Origin of the sequence: Spirillospora sp. NPDC052269 (assembly GCF_040679435.1) — a bacterium.
In the GTDB taxonomy this organism is placed as follows: Bacteria; Actinomycetota; Actinomycetes; order Streptosporangiales; family Streptosporangiaceae; genus Spirillospora.
Map to the genome: position 1 here is coordinate 154,607 of NZ_JBFAUU010000001.1, position 20,267 is coordinate 174,873.

Sequence of the window (20,267 nt, forward strand, 5' to 3'; positions counted from 1 at the left end):
TGCTCGACACCTGCATGAGAATTTGATGGAATTCGTGCCCGTGGCAGGTCATCTTGGGGTCGCTGCTTGCGCTAAGAGTCTTTCGATGGTTCAGCTGGCGGACCACCCCGATGCTCTTGAGTGCATCTTCAAGTTGTCTGCTGCCTACGGGATCGGGCTTTGGTATTTGGTGCTTCGTCGTCTAACGAGCATCAAAGTGACAGCAGCGCCTGCGCCGAATATCAGAAGGCCAGCCCCTCCGAGCGCCAGGAGAGTGGGGGAGGGGAAAGAATGGCTATTCGATTTAGGTTGTCTTGGGGATGCCGCAGCGTTCGGGATTGCCGGTGCGGTGCTCGGGGTTGGGGATATCGATCCCTGCCACCGGCTGAACGCGTCGTACAACGGATTGCTTGCTGTTGCCGGTACGGGGTGGCTCGCTGGATCCATGGCCGCAGCAATATCGATCAAACCGAATCCGGTGCGATTGTTCCATCCAGAGGCGCCGATGGAGCGTGCAGTGGCGAAGATCCGTTGGACCACGGTGCGGGCCGGCATGGCCGGGTTCTTGGAGCGGATCAGGGCGATGGCCGCCGAGGTGAGCGCGGCAGCGGAACTCGTACCGGAGTTGCCTCGGTAGTACGTTCCGTTCTTGACCACCAAGCCCTGGCCCGCACCGGGGGCGGCGATGGTGACGTAGTTCTGCCGCTGGGTCTTCTTCCAGGGACGAAGCTGCTTGGTGAGCGCCCCAACGGCGAGTACACCGGGGCAGGAGGCAGGGGCTTCGGGCAGGTTCGCCTCGTCCCCGGAATTGCCCGCAGAAGCCACGATGATCACATCGTGTTGGAGTGCGTAGCCGATGGCATGGGCATACTCAGGCGCGCAGTGGACAGGTTTGTACATGTCGGAAGTGTCGCCGAGGGAGATGTTGACGATCTTCGCTCCGCGGTCGACCGCGATCTTGATGCCGTCGGCGATGGCGCCGCTCGTTCCGGCCTGGATGGGGAGGATCTTGGCCTCCGGAGCCAGGCCCACGTATCCGGTGGTGCCGCCTCCCTGGCCCACGATCTGCGCGGCCATGGCCGTGCCGTGCCCGGGTTCGTCGGTGTCGACGCGACCATCAGTGGCCTCACTATCGGTGCCGGTCCCAGACAGAACCGCACCCGCGAGCTCCGGAAGTTTGGCGTTGACTCCAGTATCGATCAGCGCGACCGTGACCCCGGCGCCACGCGTGAGTGGCCAGACCTTGTCCTGAACCGACCAGGTCCGAAACCACCATTCGTCAGAGCGCGGCGACGGCGTGGCGGCTCTGGCAGGAAGTGCCGTTGAGCAGGTGAACGCGACGGCCAGCGTCGCAGCGCCGAACCGTCGCGTCCACAAGCGCGTCTTGAGGGCCTCCACTATGTATCCGAGGGGCGGTCGGACGGCTGCCCGGCGTTCCGAAGCTCGAGCTCAGCGATCCGGGCCAGTGCGGTGCGCAGCAGATCGGCCGTGCTCTGGTCGTCAGGCTCAGCGGCATTCTGTTGCTCGGGCTCCTTGGCCTCTTCAGCTTGCCGGGGAGCCTCACCGATGACCCCCGGAACCCATTCCACGTCCCCGTCCCACAGGCTGCGCTCCTCGGCCAGCCAGGCACCCCGGTTACGTTCACGGTCCTTCTCACCGCTACTGCCATGTCCGGGTACACCAGCCAATCCCGATGCACCGGAGCGTCCGGCAGCACCCGCACCAGTGGTCCCCGATCGTGCACCGGCTCCCGACGCACCCCCGCTTCCAGGGATCATCCCAGGACCGCCACCCGGCACGATTCCAATCCCCGGCGACCCGGGAATTCCACCTGCGGACGGTGATCCACCGCCCCCACCGAAGGGAAGGGATCCGAACGGGCCACCGCCACCGCCACCGCCACCAGACCCTGCCCCCGGCCCCAAGCCGCCCCCGGGGCCGCCACTTGAAGGATCGAAGGTGGAGAGATCCGTTCGATGAGTGCCATCGGCGAACGGAGAGGTGTTCTGCCCACCCCCGGCCGGGACCTTAGGAGAGGTATCCCCGGGCCCGTGGCCAGGGCCATCTTGCCGCCAGCTGCCGAGTTTGTGGTGCGAGTGGTCACCGCTGGTGGAGGACGGCTGGGGCTGGTGCCCCGAACCCGATCCGCCGCCGGCCGGACCATGTCCCGAGCCCGGCCCGCCAGCTCCACCCGCTCCACCCCCCGCTCCGCCACCCGCACCGGAGGGGCCGCCGCCTGTGCTTCCCCAACCCTCTCGCGCTGGTCGGGGGAGCTTGGTGGTGAGGTCGTCGGGCATGGCCTGCCAGGTCTGGCTGATGCGGCCGTTGGCGCCCTGCATCCACTGCTGAGCTTCTTGGGTGGTTTGGGGGGTGGGCATGCTGGAGTGGTACCAGGTCAGGTAGCTGTCACCGTGGGCCTGGACGGCGCGGCCAGCGCTGTCGGACTGCTGGAAGATCTGCATCGCCGATTCGTGCATCTCCAACAGCCGCGCCTGGGCTGCGTTGGAGGCCGGGCCCGTCCAGGCGTCTGCCAGTTCGTTGGAGAACGACTTGAGGTTCGCCACCATCTGCTCGTAGGTGCTGGCGAAGCTGATGAAGGACTGTCCGGCGCGGCTGACGGCAGCAGGATCGGTGCCCTTCAGTAGTGCGGTGATCTGCTCTTTCGACGTGTAGGACCCCGGCGAACCTGCGGGCGCGGAGCCTTTGAGGGTCACGGTGCTGACGTTGCTCATGACGGAGACTCCGGGGTTACCAGGAAGGGCCGGCGGCCTTGTGCGGCTTGGACAGCGGACTCGGCGCGTGACTCGGCTGGGGGGCGGCGTGGAGGAGCTGATTGAGCCGCTTGATCTTCGCGTCGATGATCTGCTCGTGTTCGTCGTAGACGTTCATCGTGACGTGCAGCCGGTGAACCATGTCGCGCAGAGCGTTGACGAACGCAACATGCTGCGCCGTGATACCGCGGTGTGTGGTGTCCACAGTGCCCGCCAGTCCGGCGGCGGCGTCCCATTGGCCGTATGCGGACGCCGGGACCGATCCGGCCGTGGTCAGGTAGGCGGTCGCTGAGTCCACCATCGATTCCAGGTAGCCCTCGAGCTTGTGGGCCAGCGGCCGCAGGTCTTGGTGGACGATGTTGTCGCCGCTGCTGGCGAGTCCTCTCCAGCTGTCTTGTGTGTTGGTGTTGGGGCCGTCGTGGGCCATCGACTCCTCCGGGGGGAGCGGAGCGAACAAGGAAAGCGCGGGGACTCGACGTGCGATCTTGCCTAACTCTGCGAATCGAGTCAACAGCAGCCACATCGGGTGAAAGGTATCTAGTCAGCCTCGCTGTAACGCCTCACCACGGGGCCAACCCCCTGACCTGCAACGGCTTGCAACAGGAGTTGTTCGGCGGGGGACGCGAGTGATCGGGTGGCCGTCGTGACCGCCGAAGGGAGTTTTGTCAGGACGGCTCGGTGCCACCGAGGCCCTTGGCGGTCGTCTAAATGGCGTCTTCGGAGGTCAGGCAATGTGACCGGGCCGCGCTGCCTGGGCGGATGACGGGTCTGGGTAGGTCGTCACGCCGTGGTCACACGGTGGCGCTGATGGTGAGGGTGGCGATGACGGGGGCGAGGTAGAGGACGGGGAAGGGGAGGGTCTTGTAGGAGCGGGCTCGGAGGACGGTGGCGATGGCTCCGAGGAAGTAGAGGGCCAGGCCGATGGCGGCGGCGATGCCGATCGCGGGGACGGCGAGTCCGGCAAGGAGACCGAGGGAGCCGATGGCCTTGGCGGTGCCGAGGGCCGTCCAGTAGGTGCGGGGGACGCCGTACTCGATGAGGGGCTGGGTGACGAAGTCGGCGCGGCGCAGCAGGGAGAAGGCGGAGAACCCGACCCAGGCGGCGGTCAGGACGGTGGCGACGGTGTAAGTAGTGGACATGGCGTGCTCCTGTTCGCTCGGTGCTTTCGTCCCACTGACGGAGCCCGCGCCGGGTGTGTGACAGATGTGCGAACAGAATTTTCTGAGGCACGTGCGGACGGTCGGGAGTGCGCCTCTGAGCTGTGCGAATGCAGCCGCTCAGCGGGTGACCTTCAGATGCGGCGCCCCTTGAACACGGTCAGACCGGGCAGGCTGCCTCTCGCGTCCGGTCGTCGGCCTTGCTCGGCGGGAGGTGCCGACGCGTGGCGCGTGGACGGGGTCTCGCGGGGCGGCATGCCGGTCTTCGTCGGCAGGGCGTCCGGACGTGTGAACGCGTGGGGAGATCGTCGGTCTCGGGAGGGCGGGAGCTGCTCGGCCTGGCCCTGGGAACGCGGAGCGGGCTGCTATCCAGCGCCAAGCCCAATCAGTCACCCGCGCCATGTTCGTAGATGGGGCCGCGGACAAGCTTCTCTCAGCGCGCTTCCTTCGCTGGCAGGCGGTCCAAGACGACGATCAGGAAGGTTGCGACCGGCCCCAGGAACAGCGACAGGATCCACCAGTTGAGTCCGCTGCGGCCCTTCGCCTGAGCGAGTCCGGCGTTGATCAGAGTCAGCGTGCCCCAGCCGACCGCGTAATCGTGAATTTCGTCCCCTATGCCCCGTTATGAGATTGTCTGAGGGTGTCCCAGGGCTCGCTATCCCTTGAGCACGGTGAAGATGGGGAGAGTCCCGCTCGCCGTCGCGCCGGCGGAGGACGGAGGGATGTCCACCTTGTCGCGCGAAGTTCGGGTGATGCGCGGGCTGTTGCTCTGGGACAGCAGATACTCGCCCGGCTTCACCACCTTCGAGGACGGCAGGATGAACGTGTCCGTCATCACGAACGTGCTGAGGTAGGCGCACTCGCTCTGAACATAGGGCTGGTGGTTGTCACTCACCTGGTGCACCGTCTTGATGACCTGGCCGATCCCCGTTGGGATCGTCCCAGGCCGGTTGGGCGGAATGGGGAAGAGCGCTGTGGTGCCCTCGTTCTTCCCGACCTTGATCCCGTCGTCCTGGCCGATCCCGAAGTTGTAGGTCTTGATGAGTCCGGCGGGGTGGTTCTTCTCGCCGTAGCATCGCCGCTGCCCGCCCGCAGAATAGGTGCCGCCGAAAGGGGACCTCGCGTTGAACCTGGTGACGACGGTGACCTGAGTACCAGGACGAGCCCGAGCGGGAGTCACCGTGATCTGGAAGCGCATGAGCGGCGTGTCGGATGCGGGCATGTTCGGCTGGCCGAGCAGGACTCCGGGCTTGGTGAACGAGAGGACGAAGGAGCCGCTCGCCTTCCCGCCCACCTTCGGGCCGGACGGCCAGAGGAGGACGGTGGCGGCTGTGGCCGCAGCCCCGGCCACGCAGATCGTCGCCGCTCCCTTCGCGCCGCCGACCTTCGAGAGGACGCCCTTCGTGCTGGTGGCACCAAACTTCGCTGCGGCCTGCGAAGCGGCGCCCGCCTGCGCGGAGCCTCCGGCTGCGGACGCTCCTGCCCCGGCGACTCCAGTCGACAACGCGCCGGTGGCGGCAGCAGCTGAGGTGCTCCCGGATGCCATGAACACCCCGCCCAAGAGCGCTGCGGGCACGGCTGCGGTGACGAGCCCAGCGACTGAGCCAAGAGCGATGAGCCCGCGGCGCTCCCAGTCGTGGCCATAGGCGCCGACCGCCAGCGCTTCAAGCTCACTGACGAACGTGTTGGCGTCCCACAAGCGCTGTACTGGATCCTTGGCCAGTCCGTGCATGACCAGCGGATGAAGTGGCTCGGGAATCCCATCCAGCCTGGGTGCCTGGAGTAGATGGAGCGCTCGCAGGTCGTCCAGAGTCTCGGCCTGGAAGGGCTTGCGGCCGGACGCGCACTCGACGAAGACGCACGTGGCGGCATAGATGTCGGTGGCTGAGGATGTGGGCTGCCCGTTCCACTGCTCGGGGGCCATGTATGCCGGTGTCCCGGCGGTTCCGCCTTGGCCTGTCAGGACGGCCACTCCGAAGTCGATGAGCTTGCTCACCCCATCGTCCTGAACCAGGACGTTCCCGGGCTTGTAGTCACGGTGGACGACACCCACGGCGTGTGCGGCGGCGAGCCCGAGCAACGAACCCTTGAGCGTGAGCAAGGCGACTTCGGGAGCGAGGGGCCCCTTGTGTTGGTCGAGCACCGCCCGCAGAGATCGGCCGGACACCGCCTCCATGAGGATCGCCGACCCGTCCGGACCCTCGACATAGCCGAGCATCCTGGCGACGTGCGGATTCACCACCCGCTGTAGGAGCGTCGCTTCCTGCCGGAACATCGCCTGTAAGCGTGGATCGACCTGCTGATCCGGTGCGAGGTACTTGATCGCGACCGGCTTGCCGTCCCCGTCATGGCGAGCGAGGACGACGCGTCCCTGCGTCCCCGAGCCCAGCTCCTTCAGCTCGGTGAAACCCGGAAGCCGCCACGGGCTCCGGCTCATCCGAACTTGCCGAGCTGCTTTTGGATCACCGTGGAAGCCTGCTGGGCGATGGGTGCGGCGGAAGCCTTCGGTGCGGTGCGTTGTGCGTACATGGTTGCTATGACGACATTGCCGCGCGACGCATAGTCGTAGAAGACGTTGTACACGTTGAACTTCGTGGCATCCGGCGGGTACACCTGCTGCTCGGTTCCCTGCAGGTGAGCCCAGGACTGGACGGCGCTGTCGGTGACCTTCCAGGTGTCGTTGTGGGAGAAGATGGTGAAGTTCTCGGTCACCTTCTTCGGCGGGACGTGGTGGCGCTTTGGGCACTTGCCGGCCGCGCCGCTCAGGGCGGAGTACGCCGAGTTCGCACTGGCAGCATCGTCGTAGCGTGCGATCAGCTGGGCGTACTGGAACTGATCGGCCCCAAGGGTGTCATTGATGAACTGGCGCGTCGTCAGCTGCGGTGACCCCGGCATCTTGAAGCCGGTCAATGAGCAGATGGGCACCTTGTCGAACTTGAGCGGGTCCAGTACCACCTTGATCTCGTGGATGCCCTTCTTGATGTCAGCTGGAGCGAGAAGGGCGGCTTTGACCTGGTCCGCGGAATAGACCGGGGGAGGGCTCGAGGGCGTCGTGCTCGGCGCAGACGGAGTTGGTTCCGCCTTCTTCTTGCCGGAGCCACCGCATCCAGTCAGCGCGAGCGCCGTGACCACTGTCATGCCGACGGCCGTTGCTGCGCTGCGGCGCCCGAAGCCCCTTGCTCCGGTCATTGGCGGCTGCCGGTCTGGATCTCGGCCACGACCAGCGGATTCTGAACCGACGTCATGGTCATGGCCGGGAGGACTCCCCCGGGCTGGTCGCAGTCGGCACCCACACACGTCCAGCGGATGTTCCAACTGATGGTTGCGGTGATCTGGTAGGCGCCGTTGCCGCCGTCACCGGTTGAGGCGCGCTGGTAGGTGTGGCTGCACGTCGTACCGGTGTTGCTGCCAGCATCGTTGCAGACCATCTGAGGGTCGGTTGGGTCTCCGAGCTGCCAGGTGACCTGGGCTGGAGTCGCGGTCGCCTGAACGGTCTGTCCCGGAACCGTCACCGGGGCCGTCTGGACGGTGACGAAGCCGTCCACCCAGAAGGCCGTCTTGACACGGACGTAGGTCTTGCCCGAGGGGGATGTGTGGACGACAGGTACCGGGAGTTGCGCTCCCGCCGCCGCCTGTTGGGCGAGGGTCGTGGTGTTGATGTGGGCCGGGGGCGGAGTTCCGCCTCCACCGCCGTTGCCTGCTCCGGGACCCAGGTTTCCGTTGGTGCCTGGAGCGACCGGGATGTCACCCGTGCCCCCGCCTCCTCCACCACCACCGCCACCAGTGCCGCCGCCGCCACCTCCGCCGCCACCACCGCTGCCGGGGGAGTTGTTGTTGCAGCCGAAGCCGCCGCCGCTTCCCGAGCTACAGGGATCGGCTTGTGCCTGGGCGGGCACGAGGAGTGCGGCTGTCAGTGCGGCGGCGCACAGGCCTGCTGTGCGGAGGGCCGGTCTGGTTGGTCCTGACATGGGGGTTCCTTCCCTGCCCAACGCCCGGCGGGGGCGGCGCGGTGCGGCGTGCGGGGGTCAGCATTGTTTGTCCTGGACGCTGTCGTAGACCTTCCAGGCGCCATCGACGTATTTGAGGCCCGTCCTGTAGACGTACGCGCTGCCGGTTCGTCCACCCAGGCGCTTGCCGGTTTTGGCGGAGAAGCGGTAGCCGGCGAGGGTGCGCATGCAGTCGATGACGAAGACCTTCGCGCCGTCCTTGGAGCGGGCGTAGACGCGGGGGTTGGAGACGTTGACGAAGCGCCAGATCTCACCCTTGGCCTTGGTGGCCTCGACGTCGTTGGTGACCTTGGCGAGGAGGGGGTCGGCGGCGACCTGAGTGAGCGGAGCCGGGTCGTTGTTCGTGTAGACCTGCTGGTAGGTCTGCTGGAAGTGGCGGTACGCCTGGACGACGGCCTCGTCCACCTGCTTGGGCGTCATCGTGCTCGGCAGGCCCGGGCCGCTGGGGGACGGCGGGAGGCCTGGCGACGAGCCGCTGTTCGCGTTGTCGAAGCGGCCGTTCGGGTCGAAGCCGCCCTTGGAGTGGGATCCGCCGCATGCGGAGGCGCATGTCAGAACCAGAAGCGCCGCGAGTGCTGCCCGTCCGGCGTGCCTACGGACGGCAGGACCGGTTCCCGCGGGGGACGAACGTACCGACCGGCTGTGCATCGCTATCCCTGGCCGCATTGCTGACAACGGGGCGGAGTACGCGCGAAAGCTTACAGAGGTGCATGTTGCGAGTGAAGAGTTCCGTTGCCGAAAGGTTCCCACGAGCTGCTCGGACGGGTGGTATCGAGTCACATCGGGCAGGCGGCGGGTGTGCCGTCCGGCGCCGGACGGCACACCCGAGTCTTCACTTCCGGAAGCGGTCGGTGGCGCGGACGAGCAGCTGCGCGGTGCCGGGCTCGGATCCGCCGTGACCGGCGTCCTCGACGACGTGGTACTCGGCCTCTGGCCAGGCGCGATGCAGGGCGAACGCGCCGTCCGGCGGGGTCTTCATGTCGTAGCGGCCGTTCACGATGACGGCCGGGATGTGGCGGATCTTGTCGACGCCCTCAAGCAGCTCGTCCTTCCCCAGGAAGCACTGCTGGCTGAAGTAGGACTGCAGGATGCGGCTGAACGCGATGAGCGTTGCGTCGTCCAGGTCGGGTGGCGGGACGGGCAGGAGGGTGTTCGCGGCGATCTCCCACGCGCCCCACGCGCGGGCGGCCGCGACGTGCACAGACGGATCAGGGTCGTTGAGACGACGCCCATACGCGGACGTGAGGTCGTCGCGTTCGGCGTGCGGGATGAAGTCGCGGAGGCGTGCGTAGTCCTCAGGGAAGAGGCGGGCCGCGCCGTGCGGGCCGGTCGCCCACCCGGTGTCGGCCTCCACGTCCGGCAGCCACACGCCGCGCAGCACCATTTCGCTGACCGAATCCGGGTGCCGCTGGGCGTAAGCGAGCGAGAGCGTGGTGCCCCAGGACCCGCCGAACAGCAGCCACCGCTCGACCCCGAGGTGCTCGCGCAGCAGCTCCATGTCGGCGATCAGGTGCGCGGTGGTGTTGGTGGTGAGGTCGACCTGGACGTCACTCGCGTGCGGACGGCTTTTACCGCATCCGCGCTGGTCGAACAGGATGATCCGGTACGCGTCGGGATCGAACCAGCGGCGCATGGACGGCAGCACGCCGCCACCCGGCCCGCCGTGGACGAACAGCGCCGGCTTGCCGTCCGGATTGCCGCACTCCTCCCAGTACAGCTCCTGGCCGTCGCCGACCGCCAGCATGCCGTGGGTGTGCGGTTCGATGGGGGGATACATCGCGCGTCCTAACGTTTGCGGGCCACCTGAAGCTCGTAGAGATAACGCTTGGTGACGCGCCCAGAGTGCCGATCTTCGATGAGTCGCTCGATGCAGGCGAGGAGGCCGCGGCGGGCGGACGGCTCGAGCGTGCGGTGGCCGGAGTAGGTCACCAGCACATCCAGGTATTCGGACGCCCCGTACGTGATGTCGGCGGTGTGCCGATGGACGGCAGGAGTTGAGAAGTACTCATCGAGGCCATGGTCGGTCTGCGGTATGTCGTCGGCGGAGGTCAGGCGCAGTCCGGGAGTGGTGTTCGGGTCGAAGCGTTCGTAGCACTCCTGGACTTCGGCGAAGAAGGCCGACGTGCCGCCCTCGACGTGGTGCGTGGTGATCACGGCCAGGGAGCCGCGGGGGTGAAGCGCGGCTGCGGCCTTCGCGGCGCGGACGGACGGGTCGAGCCAGTGGAAGGACGTCGCGGCCAGGACGAGGTCGAACGGGTCGTCCGGGAGGGGCCACTCCTCGAACGCCGCGTTGACCACGTCCACCTGCGGAAACGTGCTCAGGTTGCGGCGGGCGACGGCGGCGAGGTCGGCGCCGAGTTCGACGGCGACGACCGAGCAGCCGCGTTCGGCGAGGGCCCGCGTCGCCTGGCCCGTCCCACATCCGATCTCCAGGACGCGGCAACCCGGACGCAGCGGAAGTTCATCGAACAGCACGGCCGGATATGCCGGACGCGCCCTGTCATAGAGCTCGGCGTCCTCGGTGAAGGTTTCGCGGAGGCGCTCACGGTCCATGCGAGCCATGATGGGCGAGTGACGAACCGGTACGACGGAACCAGCGGCAACGTTTTCCAGATCGGCGTCATGAACGGCGACATCGGCATGCGAAGCGGGCCCGGGAAGGCGGTTCCGGGACGCCCGCTCACGGAACTCGCCGACCTTGAGAACGCGCTCCGCCTCGAAGTGCATCACGCGATCGAGGCGAAGTCCGAGTCAGGCGGGCTTCCCGTTCTGCCGCCCTACGTTCCGCGCGAGCACGACAAACGGCTCCTCACGGAAGTCACCGCGGCTTCGGAGGGAGCCAGCCGCATCGCCATCCTGGTGGGCGAGTCGTCCACAGGTAAGACGCGGTCTTGCTGGGAAGCGCTGAACGTGCTGCGCGAACGCCCCGAGCCCTGGCGGCTGTGGCATCCGATCGATCCGTCCCGTCCCGAGGCGTTGCTGGACGGGCTCGAGCAGGTCGTCCCGCACACCGTCATCTGGCTGAACGAGGCGCAGCACTACCTCTCCGACCCTGCCCACGGCGAACGCGTCGCCGCCGGTCTGCGATCGCTGCTCGCCGACCCGGACCGCGCGCCTCTGCTGGTCCTCGGAACGCTCTGGCCGAACGAATGGGCCGCGCTCATGACCCGCCCAGCGTCCGGCAAGGACCTCCACGACCAGGCGCGTCACTTGCTGGAGGGCAACGGCTTTCCCGTTCCCCCTGCCTTCACGGGCGACGAGATGGACGGCCTGGAGAGGCTCCTCCTCAACCGGTACGACCCGCGTCTGGAGGCAGCGTCCACGGATGCCGAAGAGGGACGAGTCTCCCAGTACCTCGCGGGCGTCCCGGTGCTCCTCGAACGGTACGAACACGCGGCACCACCCACGCGCGCCGTCATCCACGCCGCGATGGACGCGCTGCGCCTCGGGGCAGGCCCTCACCTGCCGCTCGCCTTCCTGGCCGAGGCCGCGCCCGGATACCTCAGCGACGCCGAATGGGAACTGGCCCCGGACGACTGGCTGGAGCAGACCCTCGCCTATGTGGGCGAGCCCTGCCACGGCATCCCGGGAATCCTCACGCGCGTGAAAACACGTCCGGCGCGAGGCCGCTCAGCCGACGAGCCGCTCACGTACAAGCTCGCTGACTACCTTCGGCAGGCTGGCGAGAAGCGCCGAGCTTTGGACGTCCCGCCCCCGTCCTTCTGGGACGCCTGCCGGCACCTTCCGGCAGAGCAGAGGGCGCCCCTGTCCGACGAGGCCTGTCTGCGTGGATTGATGCGGCATGGCGTTCAGCTGTTCAAGGACGCCGTTCTCACAGGTGAACCGATCGGGACCTTCGCCTTCCTCAAGGCCCTGGACGTCCGAGTATCGGAAGAAGGCGCACGACAGCTGGCAACGGAGTTGCCGCTCGGCGATCCCTTCGCGGTTCTGTGGGCGCTGACGTTCCTCCCCCTGAACGAGGGGAAGTGGCAGAACCCACCTGTGCCGGCTCCCAGCACACTTTTCTTGGAACGTGAGCCCGCGCGACATCTGGACTTGGCCAATCCGGGGGCCTTGGAAGTGTTGGTACGCATGTTGTACGAGCTCGCAGACGATGCCCACCTGGGAGTCCTGCTGTCTCGTCATCTTCAGGACATGGCGGTCGAAGACGTAGACCCGTATGAGATCACGATGCTCGTCGCCGCACTGAGGCGTGTGGGAGCCCGGGAACAGGCGGACGTGCTTCTCCAACGGATTCTGGACAAGATCTCCTTCGTGGACGTTCCTGCGTCGATGATCGTTGACACGCTTGTCGAGGCCAAATTGCTGACGTCCGAGGACGAGCTGGCAGCCCTGCTCCGGCGAGCGATCGGTGAAACGGTCACCGGTCTGTGGGACGCGACTCGACTGATTCAGAGCCTGGAGGGGCGGTTCGACGAACTGGTCCCCGAGGTCATCCGCTTCCTGGACGACCGGGACTGGTTCCCGGACTCGTCTCTGAGCGACATCGCGGGACTGCTGGAGACCCAGTACATCGGGTCCACCTCCGAGGGCCTCGAGCACGTCCATCGCCTGCTGCTCCGGGCTGGCATCGCGGACATCCCGCTCGTCATCGGGGACGATATCGCCGACGTCCTGAAGGCACTCGTCCGGCTGGGAAAGGCCGACGAGGCGGCGACCCTGCTTCGCCGGGATCCGGCCCGGAACGTGGTGCTCGAATCGTCCGTCGAGAATCTGCTGCTCGCTCTGGTGGACCTGCGTTCGCACGCCGAACTCGGGCACCTTGTGGAACAGCAGCTCGAAGCGCTCTTGGGAAGGGACATCGTCCGGCATGCGCCGACGTTGACGGGACCGTTGTTGGAGGTCCTCCACAAGCTCGGCGCGACGCGACACGTGGAGGCGTTTCTGGCGCGATTCGACGCTGAGGGCCTCGTCCATGACCCCGACGGCATCCTGAAAGCCCTCCGCGTGATCGGGGAGGAGGACCGGGCGGCGAAGGCGGTGGAGAAGCTTCCCGCGCTCGGCCTTTTCCCCGAGTACCTCGAAGAGACGGGGCAGGAACACCGCTACAGACACGGGCGGGAGCCGGACGGCCGTCCGGCGGAGCCCTGGACGTGGGACGACCTCGACTAACGCCTGACGTGCGTCAACGGCGGCGCCAGGCCCCGGCGCCACCGTTGACGATCCATGGTCACTGGGCGGGGGAATCAGGAGACGGGCTGAGGAGGATTTCGGAGATGCGGGCCCGGACCTGGGCGCGGGTGCGGTCGGGGTGGTCGGCGGCGAGGAAGTGGCTGCCGATGGCCGCGCAGAAGGCCAGCACGCTGCGGGCCTCGATCTCGACGGGGTCGTCGCAGAAGGAACTCATCGTCTCGCGCAGCAGGCCCATGCGCGCGTTGTCCACGCGGCGCAGGCGCTCGGCGACGGTCTGGTCGCGGCGGGCCCAGTCGCGGATGGCCAGCTCGATGGGAAGCAGGCGGTCGGAGAAGGTGAACTCGCCGGCGAGCCGGGCCCGCTCCAGGATGTCTCCGCCCTCGCGCTCGCTCTGCTCGACGGCGCCGTCGGTGGCCTCGCGCTCCCAGGTGTCCAGCATCTCGGTCAGCAGCGCGTCGCGGTCGGCGAAGTAGCCGTAGAACCCGCCCTTGGTCACGCCGAGGGACTTGGCCAGGGCCTCGACGCGGACGGCGTCCACACCGCCCTCGGCCAGCGCCCGCAGGCCCGCCTCGACCCACTTCTCGCGCGGTGTGCGCAGCGTTCCCATGGTGTGGTCCACCTCACCGTCCCACCCGTTGTACGCCTCCGTATAACGGGTCTAGTCTCCAGTTATACGTCATCGTATATCTCAAGAGGGGGCCGTCATGTCGCTGGGGTTCGTCGCCTTCCACTACCCGAAGGCCGAATACGTCGAGGAGTTCGTCGGCCGCGCCAAGCAGGTCCGCGGAGTGCTCGCCGTCCAGCCGGGGTTCATGCGTGCCGAGGTCTGGACGACCCCCGAGGGGGACGCCGCGGTGACCACCGGCGAGTTCGAGTCCGCGGAGGCGCTCCAGGCGGCCTTCGGTGTCGTGGCCGTTGAGCTGGGCGAGACCGTCCGCTTCGACGAGCGGGAGGTTAGGCCGCGAGAGATGCGTACCCTGCTGCCGCGGTGACGGACCACGAACTGCGTCCGTAATTGTCGTGGTTCGGTCTGATTTGTCCGCACGGTGGGCGTTCCCTCGTGCAGGCAGTTAGACGCGGCCCGGGACGGACTGGTTCGCCACTCTTTGTGTGGGGATCGACACGATCACGGAAGGCCAGAAGAACGTTATCGTCTGCATGGCTCGCACATCCCCCCACGCGAGGAGAGATGCAGATGCGAAGGTTCGCCGCAGTGGCGATCACGTCCGGGGCCCTCGTGGCCGGAGTCGCCGGGACGGCCGTCCCGGCCGGCGCGACGACCCGGGCGGACGGGTTCGGCGTCGAGGCCACGACCGTCCAGCAGGGCTCGGTGACCGGGGCGGCCGCCCAGAAGATGGCGCGCGGCTCGGGGCAGCAGCTCGTCCTGCCCCAGATGACCAAGGCGGCGGGCGGGACGGTGCACGCCACGTCCTGCCGCTGGATCGAGCGGACGCAAGGGCGCAAGACGTCCAAGCACGGCCGCTGGATCATCTACGTGAAGACCCGCCTGACCTGGTGCTATGACGGGCTGCACGTCAACTCGGCGCGGGCCAACCGGTCCGCCTACACCTACAACAAGCGGACCTGGCGCCTGAAGGGCTGGCGGCAGCACTCGCTGACGCACGACAGCACGTGGGCGACGGTGCTGGCCAAGAGCGGGTACACCTTCTACTACACGGGCAACCACCGCTACTACCGTCCGTACTCCGACGTCATGGGCACCTTCCAGGGCCGCTACCGCATCTGGGCGGGCGGCTGATCCACCGCCGTCCGGCCGGTTCGGCCCTAGCCGGCTGACACAGGTCGGCCGGGGAAAGCCGAAGGTCGAGCGCCCTGCCCGCGCACCCGGGCAGGGCGCTCGACCTCGTTCGGGGGCCTGTCCGCGCACCTGGGTAGGGTGCTCGACCTCGTTCGGGGGAGTGGCTCGCGTGGCGTCAGGAGCGGGGGGCGTACATGATGACGGCGACGCCGACCAGGCAGATCAGCGCGCCGAGGACGTCGAAGCGGTCGGGACGGAAGCCGTCCACGAGCATGCCCCACGCCAGCGAGCCCGCGACGAAGACGCCGCCGTACGCGGCGAGGATGCGGCCGAACTCGGCGTCCGGCTGGAGGGTGGCGACGAAGCCGTAGAGGCCGAGCGCGATCACGCCCGCGCCCATCCACGCGACGCCGCGGTGTTCGCGGACGCCCTGCCAGACCAGCCACGCGCCGCCGATCTCGGCGACCGCGGCCAGCACGAACAGCGCCACGGAGCGCAGGACGGTCATGACGCCAGCTTCCCAAGGAAGCCCGTCAGCGCCCGCTCGTACGCGGCCGAGTCGACGTTCCAGTCCTCGGTGTGGTCGGCGTCCGCCTCCGAGACGTGCGTGACCAGCCCGGCCGGGGCCTTCCGCGCGAACTCCAGGGACGGGCCGTTGTCGACCATGCCGTCCTTCCCTGCCGTGAAGAGCAGTGTCGGGGCCTTGAGGTGCCGCGCGAACGGACGCATGTCCAGGGCGTCGAGGTCGACGCCGTAGCGCCAGCCCACCATCCGCATCGCGACGTCGGTCTCGATGCCCGGGAGGCCGCGCGCCGCGCCCTGCTTGCGGAGCGTGGCCCGCCAGTCCAGGACGGGCGAGTCCAGCACGACACCGTGGACGAACGACGGGTCCGGCGCGTGCCGCAGCGCGGACATCACCATCGACCCGCCCATCGACCACCCGTACAGGACGACGCCCGTCGCGCCCTGCGAACGGGCGTAGGCGATCGCGGACGCGACGTCGTTCCACTCCTTCGAGCCGAGCAGGTTCCGGCCGTTCGGCGAGGACGGCGCTTTCTGGTCGTTCCGGTAGGCGATCGACAGCATCGGCATCCCGGTGCCGTGGACGGCCTTCATCACGCGGAACGTCTCGGCGCGGTCGGCGTTGCGGCCGTGGACGGCGATCACCCACGTGGAGTTCTTCGTCCGGCCGGGCAGCAGCCACGCGGGCATCGCGCCGACCTGCGAGGGATAGGTGACGTTCTCGAAGTCCAGGCCGAGCGCCTTCTTCGGGTCGCCGCCGTACACCCAGTGGTCGAGCGCGACCTGCAGCCGCGGCACCAGCTTTCCGGACGGCACCGAGAGCACCTTCCGGACGACCGTCCCGGTGTCGACCCCGGCGATCTTCTCGCCGTTCTTGACCACGTCGCCGATGATCGCCCGGCCGCCGGCGGCCAGGCCTTCCCCGCGCCACTCCAGGGCGAAGACGCCGGGCCGCTCGGTCTCGTCCGTCCTGGGGAGCGTGACCGTCCCGTCGCCGACGGAGCGGACCAGCAGGTCGTACTGGCGTCCGTGCTCGACCTGCGTGGCCACGCCCGAGAAGTACCAGCCGATCGAGATCGACGCCGCGAACGCCAGGAGCAGGACGGCGGCCACCCCGGACACGAAGAACCGTCCCGGGCTGAGGCGGGGGCGGGACGATTTGGCGGGCTTCGCAGCGGTCAGGACGCTTCGGAGGGACACGACCCCGACGTTAACGGAGGTCACCGACTAGTGCGTCCCGACTCAGCCATCCACCACCCGTCGACCCAACCCCGACCGGCTCCTGCCCCGACCGGCCCCGGCCCCGGTCCGGCCCGACCGGCCCTGGCCTGGTGGGGTCCGGCCTGGTGGTGCTCGGTCGGGCTGTGCCTGGCTCGGCCGCTCACAGGGATCAGGCGTGAGAGGTGGGTTGGGCGCCGCGGAGTTCGTCGCGGGCGTCCATGAGGGCGAAGCCCAGCAGGTTCAGGCCGCGCCACCGGGACGGACGCTCCGCCTGCGGCGCGTGCTCGTCGTAGCCGATGCCCCAGATGCGGTCCTGCGGGCTGGCCTCGACCAGCACCTTCCCGTCCGTCGCCATCAGGTAGTCGAGCAGGGCCGGGTTCGACGCGAACTTGGCGACGCTGCCGCGCCGGACGATGTCGTAGCGGTGTTCGACCCAGGTGGCCTCGTCGAAGCCGCGGACCTTCCGGCCGAACGCCTTGGCGCGGCCCGGGGACGGGGACGTGAGGATCTCGCGGGCGGTCGCCTCGTCCCCGAAGAGCCGCGCCTTCTCGCACATCATGAAGTGCTCGGCGGTCGGGTACCGCACGCCGTCCACGGTGAACGGCGACGGGTGCCACTGGCTCAGGCAGCCCTTCGGCTCCTTGCCGCCCCAGAACAGCACGAATTCCGGGAGCTTGTCGCGTTTCTCCAGTTCGAGAAGCTCGTCCATGGTCATCCCCCGAGCGTGGCGGAAGCCGCGCGACGGGCGCAATCGGATAAGCGGAACCCCCGGCCGGAGAGTCCGACCGGGGGTTCGCCAACACACGAAGCGCCAGCATGCGAAGCGCCAAGACACGAAGCGCCAACACGCGATAGCGCCCTAGAAGCGCAAGGGCTCCTTCGAGTCGCGCGGGGCGCGGCGCTCGCTCTGCGCGCTGTAGTCCGGCATGACGGCCGGGCAGTTCGCACCCGAGGCCGGACGCTTCCCGGACAGCAGGAACGGGTCCACCGATGTGCGGACGCACTTGCTGAGTCCGTACACGCCGTGGCCCGCGCCCTGGTAGGTCACCAGGGACGAGGTCCTGACCTGCCGGTTCACGTTCCGCGCCCACGGGTAGACGGTCGCCGGGTCACCGACGCCGCCGACCACCACCACGGGCACGGACGGCGCGATCCGGGTCGGCCGCTGCCGGTCGGCCCCACGCGGACGGCCCAGGCACGAGACGACCGCCTCGTACCCGAGCGGGCTCGTCCCGAAGTGCGGGGCGGCCTTGCGGTTCGCCTTCCACAGCGCGGACAGGGCCTTGTAGTTCCGGACCGGGAACGTCCAGTCGGAGCACATGATCCCGGCGAACCGGCCGTCCGGGGACGCCTTGGCCCGGGCGCTGGAGACCTTGCGGACCTTCTGCCTGGACAGGTACGCGAACTCCTCGCTCAGCTCGTTCCACGAGATCGGGTCGTACATCGTCGCGCGGACCATCTGAGTGATCCCGGCCCGGGTCAGCCGGATCCTGGACGAGTCGATGTCGTGCAGCGTGCCCTTGTCGGCCCGCTTCATCAGCCCGTCCAGCACCTTCCACGGGTTCTTGCCGCGGAGGGCGCAGTACTTCGACGTCGGGCACCAGCGCGCGAACTGCGCGTACGCCGCCTCGAGGCCGCGCGACTCGTCCACGGTGAACCGCGTCGCGCCCGCGACGGTGTGGTCCATCGGGCCGTCCACGACCAGGGCCTTGACGCGGCCCGGGAACAGCTCGGCGTACCGCTGCCCGAGCCAGGTGCCGTAGGAGACGCCGTAGTAGGTGATCTTCTTCTCGCCGAGCGCCGCGCGGACGGCGTCCATGTCCCGCGCGTAGTCGGTGGCGCCCATGTGGTCGTACATGGGGCCGGTGTTCTTGCGGCAGGCCTTGTACAGCGCGCGCTGGTAGGACGCGAGCTTGCCGAACTCGGCCTGGTTCTTCGGGTAGAGGGCCGGGGCCTTGCCGAGCTTCCCGCACTTGACGGGATGGCTGCCGCCGACGCCGCGCGGGTCGAACCCGACGATGTCGTACTGCTTGCGCACCTGGGCGGACAGCCCGGCGCGGTCGAGCACGAAGTCGATGCCTGACGCGCCCGGCCCGCCCGGGTTCACGAAGATGGTTCCGAGGCGGTGCTTGGGGTCGGTGGCCTTCGCCCGTGCCACGGCGAGCTTGATCCTGCCGAGCTTGGGGTGGGCCCTGTCGATGAGGACGGAGAGTGTGCCGCACTGCGCGGAATGATCGTCCGCGCACGGCTTCCAGGTGATCTTGGCGGGGGACGCGGCCTGCGCCGGCGTGGAGAGCAGCGGCACCGCCGCCAGGGCGGCGGCCGCGGCGAATCCCGCCGTGCGGCCCATAAGGGTCACGGTGAGGGGACTCCTGTGGATGGGGGGTCTGCGGGGACACGGAGATGATCTCTGGGGGAGATCACGTTTGGGTCTAATTCCGCCCCCGGAATCCTGAAATGCCAGACCCCCGCCGACCATCCGGACGACGGGGGCCTCGCTACCAGGACGTCAGCCCTGGATCGCCACAGGACGTCAGCCCTGGATGGCCTTGTAGAGCTTGATCGCCGCGGATCCGAGGTACGGCGAGTTCATCTGCAGCGTCCTGGTCATGTGCGTGCTGTTGACGCCCGCGACGCGTCCGATGCCGTTGCTCTTCATCCCGTACAGCCACGGCCCGCCGCTCGCGCCGTCGCCCATGGAGCACATGATGCCGAGCCCACCGGTCGGGTACCGGGACGCGAAGCTCGTCCCCGAGCAGTAGTAGAGCAGGTCCGCGTTCTTGTTCAACGTCTTCCCCGAGGGCAGGCTGACGGCCGGGTAGCCGAACGTGCGGAACGGGTACTTGCGGTGCTTGTAGCCGAAGCTCACACCCTGCGCGCCGGTGACGGACTGGATCGCGGTCTTGCCGTGCTTCTGCACGGTGAAGGCGGCGAAGTCGTACCGCAGGTCCTTGTTGTTGGCCCAGGGCGCCATGACCCGGATGTTGGAGAGGTACCAGGTGCCGAGGCTCTTGGACCTGTTGAGGTCGGGCTGGAACCAGTAGTACTTGTAGAAGCCGTTCACGCCGCCCTTGCCCTTGTGGACGCAGTGACCGGCGGTCCAGACGGTGGACTTGTTGTGCGACGTGATGACGGTCGCCGTGCAGGAGTAGGACATGCTGTCCGGGCCGCCGTCGGTGGCGATCAGGCGTCCGATGGTGCGGGCGGGGGCCTTCCCATGCCGCGTCCAGAGCTTCGCCTTGGAGCTGGCGGCGGTGACCGTTCCCTTGGCGTTGAGCGCGTCCGGTGTTTCCTCCGGCAGGGCGCCGTCGAGGCTGAGCGACCGTGTGTCCGCCGCGTCCGCCTGGACACCCGGCTGAGCGGCCGGTGCCGGGTCGGGCATCGGCTTCACCTTCAGCTTCGACGGGTCGAGGTTCGCCTGCGCGGACATCCCCGAGCCGAAGTCCTTGGAGATGATGTCCGGCCCGGCCGGGGCCTGCGCCGAGACCTTCCCAGCGGCGTGGGTGGAGGAGCCGACGGTGGCATAGGCCACCCCGCCGCCGATGGCGAGCACGCCGGCAGCACCGCCCGCGATGAGGAATCGGGTCTGGGAGGGACGCACCAACTGGCCTTCCGTTGAGGGAATCGGTAACAGCCGTGATGAAAGCCCCAAGCCGCAAGACTTGGGGCCAGTGCGTCAACTTACGCCAAGCGCTAT

19 protein-coding genes are annotated in these 20,267 nt (G+C 68.2%); 3 read left to right on the plus strand and 16 right to left on the minus strand.

Going from position 1 to position 20,267, the window contains the following annotated elements:
* Positions 1 to 144: 144 nt before the first annotated feature.
* The 10 genes from AB0L06_RS00750 to AB0L06_RS00795 all read right to left on the minus strand — a co-directional run bounded on the left by AB0L06_RS00750 (position 145) and on the right by AB0L06_RS00795 (position 10,467).
* Positions 145 to 1,377 (minus strand): S8 family serine peptidase, encoded by a 1,233-nt coding sequence (locus tag AB0L06_RS00750; protein WP_500228789.1) that lies wholly within the window; start codon positions 1,375 to 1,377, stop codon positions 145 to 147.
* A complete protein-coding gene (locus tag AB0L06_RS00755; RefSeq protein WP_500228790.1) occupies positions 1,377 to 2,711 on the minus strand; it encodes a WXG100 family type VII secretion target in 1,335 nt (444 codons plus the stop codon). The genes AB0L06_RS00750 and AB0L06_RS00755 overlap by 1 nt, the downstream gene beginning before the upstream one ends.
* Before the next feature lie 16 nt (positions 2,712 to 2,727).
* Positions 2,728 to 3,273, minus strand: a complete 546-nt coding sequence (locus tag AB0L06_RS00760; RefSeq protein WP_500228791.1) for a hypothetical protein — start codon at positions 3,271 to 3,273, stop codon at positions 2,728 to 2,730.
* Between the two features lie 268 nt (positions 3,274 to 3,541).
* Positions 3,542 to 3,889 (minus strand): DoxX family protein, encoded by a 348-nt coding sequence (locus AB0L06_RS00765; RefSeq protein WP_500228792.1) that lies wholly within the window; start codon positions 3,887 to 3,889, stop codon positions 3,542 to 3,544.
* A 673-nt stretch (positions 3,890 to 4,562) separates the two neighbouring features.
* The gene (locus AB0L06_RS00770; RefSeq protein WP_500228793.1) at positions 4,563 to 6,344 is read right to left on the minus strand and encodes a serine/threonine-protein kinase; all 1,782 of its coding nucleotides are present in this window, start codon (positions 6,342 to 6,344) and stop codon (positions 4,563 to 4,565) included.
* Complete coding sequence (locus AB0L06_RS00775) at positions 6,341 to 7,045, minus strand: hypothetical protein (RefSeq protein WP_500228794.1); 705 nt, start codon at positions 7,043 to 7,045, stop codon at positions 6,341 to 6,343. Before AB0L06_RS00775 ends, AB0L06_RS00770 begins: the two co-directional genes overlap by 4 nt.
* A 47-nt stretch (positions 7,046 to 7,092) precedes the next feature.
* Complete coding sequence (locus AB0L06_RS00780) at positions 7,093 to 7,452, minus strand: hypothetical protein (protein WP_500228795.1); 360 nt, start codon at positions 7,450 to 7,452, stop codon at positions 7,093 to 7,095.
* Positions 7,453 to 7,932: 480 nt separating this feature from the next.
* Entirely contained in the window at positions 7,933 to 8,334 is a 402-nt protein-coding gene (locus AB0L06_RS00785; RefSeq protein WP_500228796.1) for a hypothetical protein, read from the minus strand.
* A 412-nt stretch (positions 8,335 to 8,746) separates the two neighbouring features.
* Positions 8,747 to 9,691, minus strand: a complete 945-nt coding sequence (pip, locus tag AB0L06_RS00790; protein ID WP_500228797.1) for a prolyl aminopeptidase — start codon at positions 9,689 to 9,691, stop codon at positions 8,747 to 8,749.
* Positions 9,692 to 9,699: 8 nt separating this feature from the next.
* The gene (locus AB0L06_RS00795) at positions 9,700 to 10,467 is read right to left on the minus strand and encodes a class I SAM-dependent methyltransferase (RefSeq protein ID WP_500228798.1); all 768 of its coding nucleotides are present in this window, start codon (positions 10,465 to 10,467) and stop codon (positions 9,700 to 9,702) included.
* A gap of 18 nt (positions 10,468 to 10,485) precedes the next feature.
* Between AB0L06_RS00795 and AB0L06_RS00800 the strand changes: the two genes are divergently transcribed.
* Positions 10,486 to 13,047: a hypothetical protein gene (locus tag AB0L06_RS00800; RefSeq protein ID WP_500228799.1), complete on the plus strand. Its 2,562-nt coding sequence runs from the start codon at positions 10,486 to 10,488 to the stop codon at positions 13,045 to 13,047.
* A gap of 58 nt (positions 13,048 to 13,105) precedes the next feature.
* On the opposite strand, the gene AB0L06_RS00805 is transcribed toward AB0L06_RS00800, so the two are convergent.
* On the minus strand, positions 13,106 to 13,675 hold the full coding sequence (locus AB0L06_RS00805; protein WP_500228800.1) for a TetR/AcrR family transcriptional regulator: 570 nt from the start codon (positions 13,673 to 13,675) through the stop codon (positions 13,106 to 13,108).
* A 97-nt stretch (positions 13,676 to 13,772) separates the two neighbouring features.
* Here AB0L06_RS00805 and AB0L06_RS00810 point away from each other — a divergent pair, with 97 nt between their 5' ends.
* Together AB0L06_RS00810 and AB0L06_RS00815 are read left to right on the plus strand one after the other, a co-directional pair.
* On the plus strand, positions 13,773 to 14,060 hold the full coding sequence (locus tag AB0L06_RS00810; RefSeq protein ID WP_500228801.1) for an antibiotic biosynthesis monooxygenase: 288 nt from the start codon (positions 13,773 to 13,775) through the stop codon (positions 14,058 to 14,060).
* 197 nt (positions 14,061 to 14,257) lie between these two features.
* On the plus strand, positions 14,258 to 14,827 hold the full coding sequence (locus tag AB0L06_RS00815) for a hypothetical protein (protein ID WP_500228802.1): 570 nt from the start codon (positions 14,258 to 14,260) through the stop codon (positions 14,825 to 14,827).
* A gap of 175 nt (positions 14,828 to 15,002) precedes the next feature.
* Here the strand turns inward: AB0L06_RS00815 and AB0L06_RS00820 are convergent, their stop codons facing one another.
* The 5 genes from AB0L06_RS00820 to AB0L06_RS00840 form a co-directional block, all read right to left on the minus strand.
* A complete protein-coding gene (locus AB0L06_RS00820) occupies positions 15,003 to 15,335 on the minus strand; it encodes a YnfA family protein (protein ID WP_500228803.1) in 333 nt (110 codons plus the stop codon).
* Positions 15,332 to 16,549 (minus strand): alpha/beta hydrolase family protein, encoded by a 1,218-nt coding sequence (locus tag AB0L06_RS00825; RefSeq protein WP_500228804.1) that lies wholly within the window; start codon positions 16,547 to 16,549, stop codon positions 15,332 to 15,334. Before AB0L06_RS00825 ends, AB0L06_RS00820 begins: the two co-directional genes overlap by 4 nt.
* Before the next feature lie 190 nt (positions 16,550 to 16,739).
* Complete coding sequence (ybiA, locus tag AB0L06_RS00830; protein ID WP_500228805.1) at positions 16,740 to 17,285, minus strand: riboflavin biosynthesis intermediates N-glycosidase; 546 nt, start codon at positions 17,283 to 17,285, stop codon at positions 16,740 to 16,742.
* 144 nt (positions 17,286 to 17,429) lie between these two features.
* Positions 17,430 to 18,920 carry an alpha/beta hydrolase gene (locus tag AB0L06_RS00835; protein ID WP_500229287.1) on the minus strand — a complete coding sequence of 497 codons (1,491 nt, stop codon included), beginning with the start codon at positions 18,918 to 18,920 and terminating at the stop codon, positions 17,430 to 17,432.
* Between the two features lie 183 nt (positions 18,921 to 19,103).
* Positions 19,104 to 20,174 carry a trypsin-like serine peptidase gene (locus tag AB0L06_RS00840; RefSeq protein ID WP_500228806.1) on the minus strand — a complete coding sequence of 357 codons (1,071 nt, stop codon included), beginning with the start codon at positions 20,172 to 20,174 and terminating at the stop codon, positions 19,104 to 19,106.
* Positions 20,175 to 20,267: the final 93 nt, after the last annotated feature.

Excerpts from the sequence above, each read along its gene's own strand:
- AB0L06_RS00835 (WP_500229287.1), bottom strand. The coding sequence starts at position 18,920 with ATGGGCCGCACGGCGGGATTCGCCGCGGCCGCCGCCCTGGCGGCGGTG.
- AB0L06_RS00785 (WP_500228796.1), bottom strand. The coding sequence starts at position 8,334 with ATGACGCCCAAGCAGGTGGACGAGGCCGTCGTCCAGGCGTACCGCCAC.
- AB0L06_RS00820 (WP_500228803.1), bottom strand. The coding sequence starts at position 15,335 with ATGACCGTCCTGCGCTCCGTGGCGCTGTTCGTGCTGGCCGCGGTCGCC.
- AB0L06_RS00810 (WP_500228801.1), top strand. The coding sequence starts at position 13,773 with ATGTCGCTGGGGTTCGTCGCCTTCCACTACCCGAAGGCCGAATACGTC.
- AB0L06_RS00755 (WP_500228790.1), bottom strand. The coding sequence starts at position 2,711 with ATGAGCAACGTCAGCACCGTGACCCTCAAAGGCTCCGCGCCCGCAGGT.
- pip (WP_500228797.1), bottom strand. The coding sequence starts at position 9,691 with ATGTATCCCCCCATCGAACCGCACACCCACGGCATGCTGGCGGTCGGC.
- AB0L06_RS00770 (WP_500228793.1), bottom strand. The coding sequence starts at position 6,344 with ATGAGCCGGAGCCCGTGGCGGCTTCCGGGTTTCACCGAGCTGAAGGAG.
- AB0L06_RS00775 (WP_500228794.1), bottom strand. The coding sequence starts at position 7,045 with ATGACAGTGGTCACGGCGCTCGCGCTGACTGGATGCGGTGGCTCCGGC.
- AB0L06_RS00795 (WP_500228798.1), bottom strand. The coding sequence starts at position 10,467 with ATGGACCGTGAGCGCCTCCGCGAAACCTTCACCGAGGACGCCGAGCTC.
- AB0L06_RS00805 (WP_500228800.1), bottom strand. The coding sequence starts at position 13,675 with ATGGGAACGCTGCGCACACCGCGCGAGAAGTGGGTCGAGGCGGGCCTG.
- ybiA (WP_500228805.1), bottom strand. The coding sequence starts at position 17,285 with ATGACCATGGACGAGCTTCTCGAACTGGAGAAACGCGACAAGCTCCCG.
- AB0L06_RS00815 (WP_500228802.1), top strand. The coding sequence starts at position 14,258 with ATGCAGATGCGAAGGTTCGCCGCAGTGGCGATCACGTCCGGGGCCCTC.
- AB0L06_RS00765 (WP_500228792.1), bottom strand. The coding sequence starts at position 3,889 with ATGTCCACTACTTACACCGTCGCCACCGTCCTGACCGCCGCCTGGGTC.
- AB0L06_RS00760 (WP_500228791.1), bottom strand. The coding sequence starts at position 3,273 with ATGTGGCTGCTGTTGACTCGATTCGCAGAGTTAGGCAAGATCGCACGT.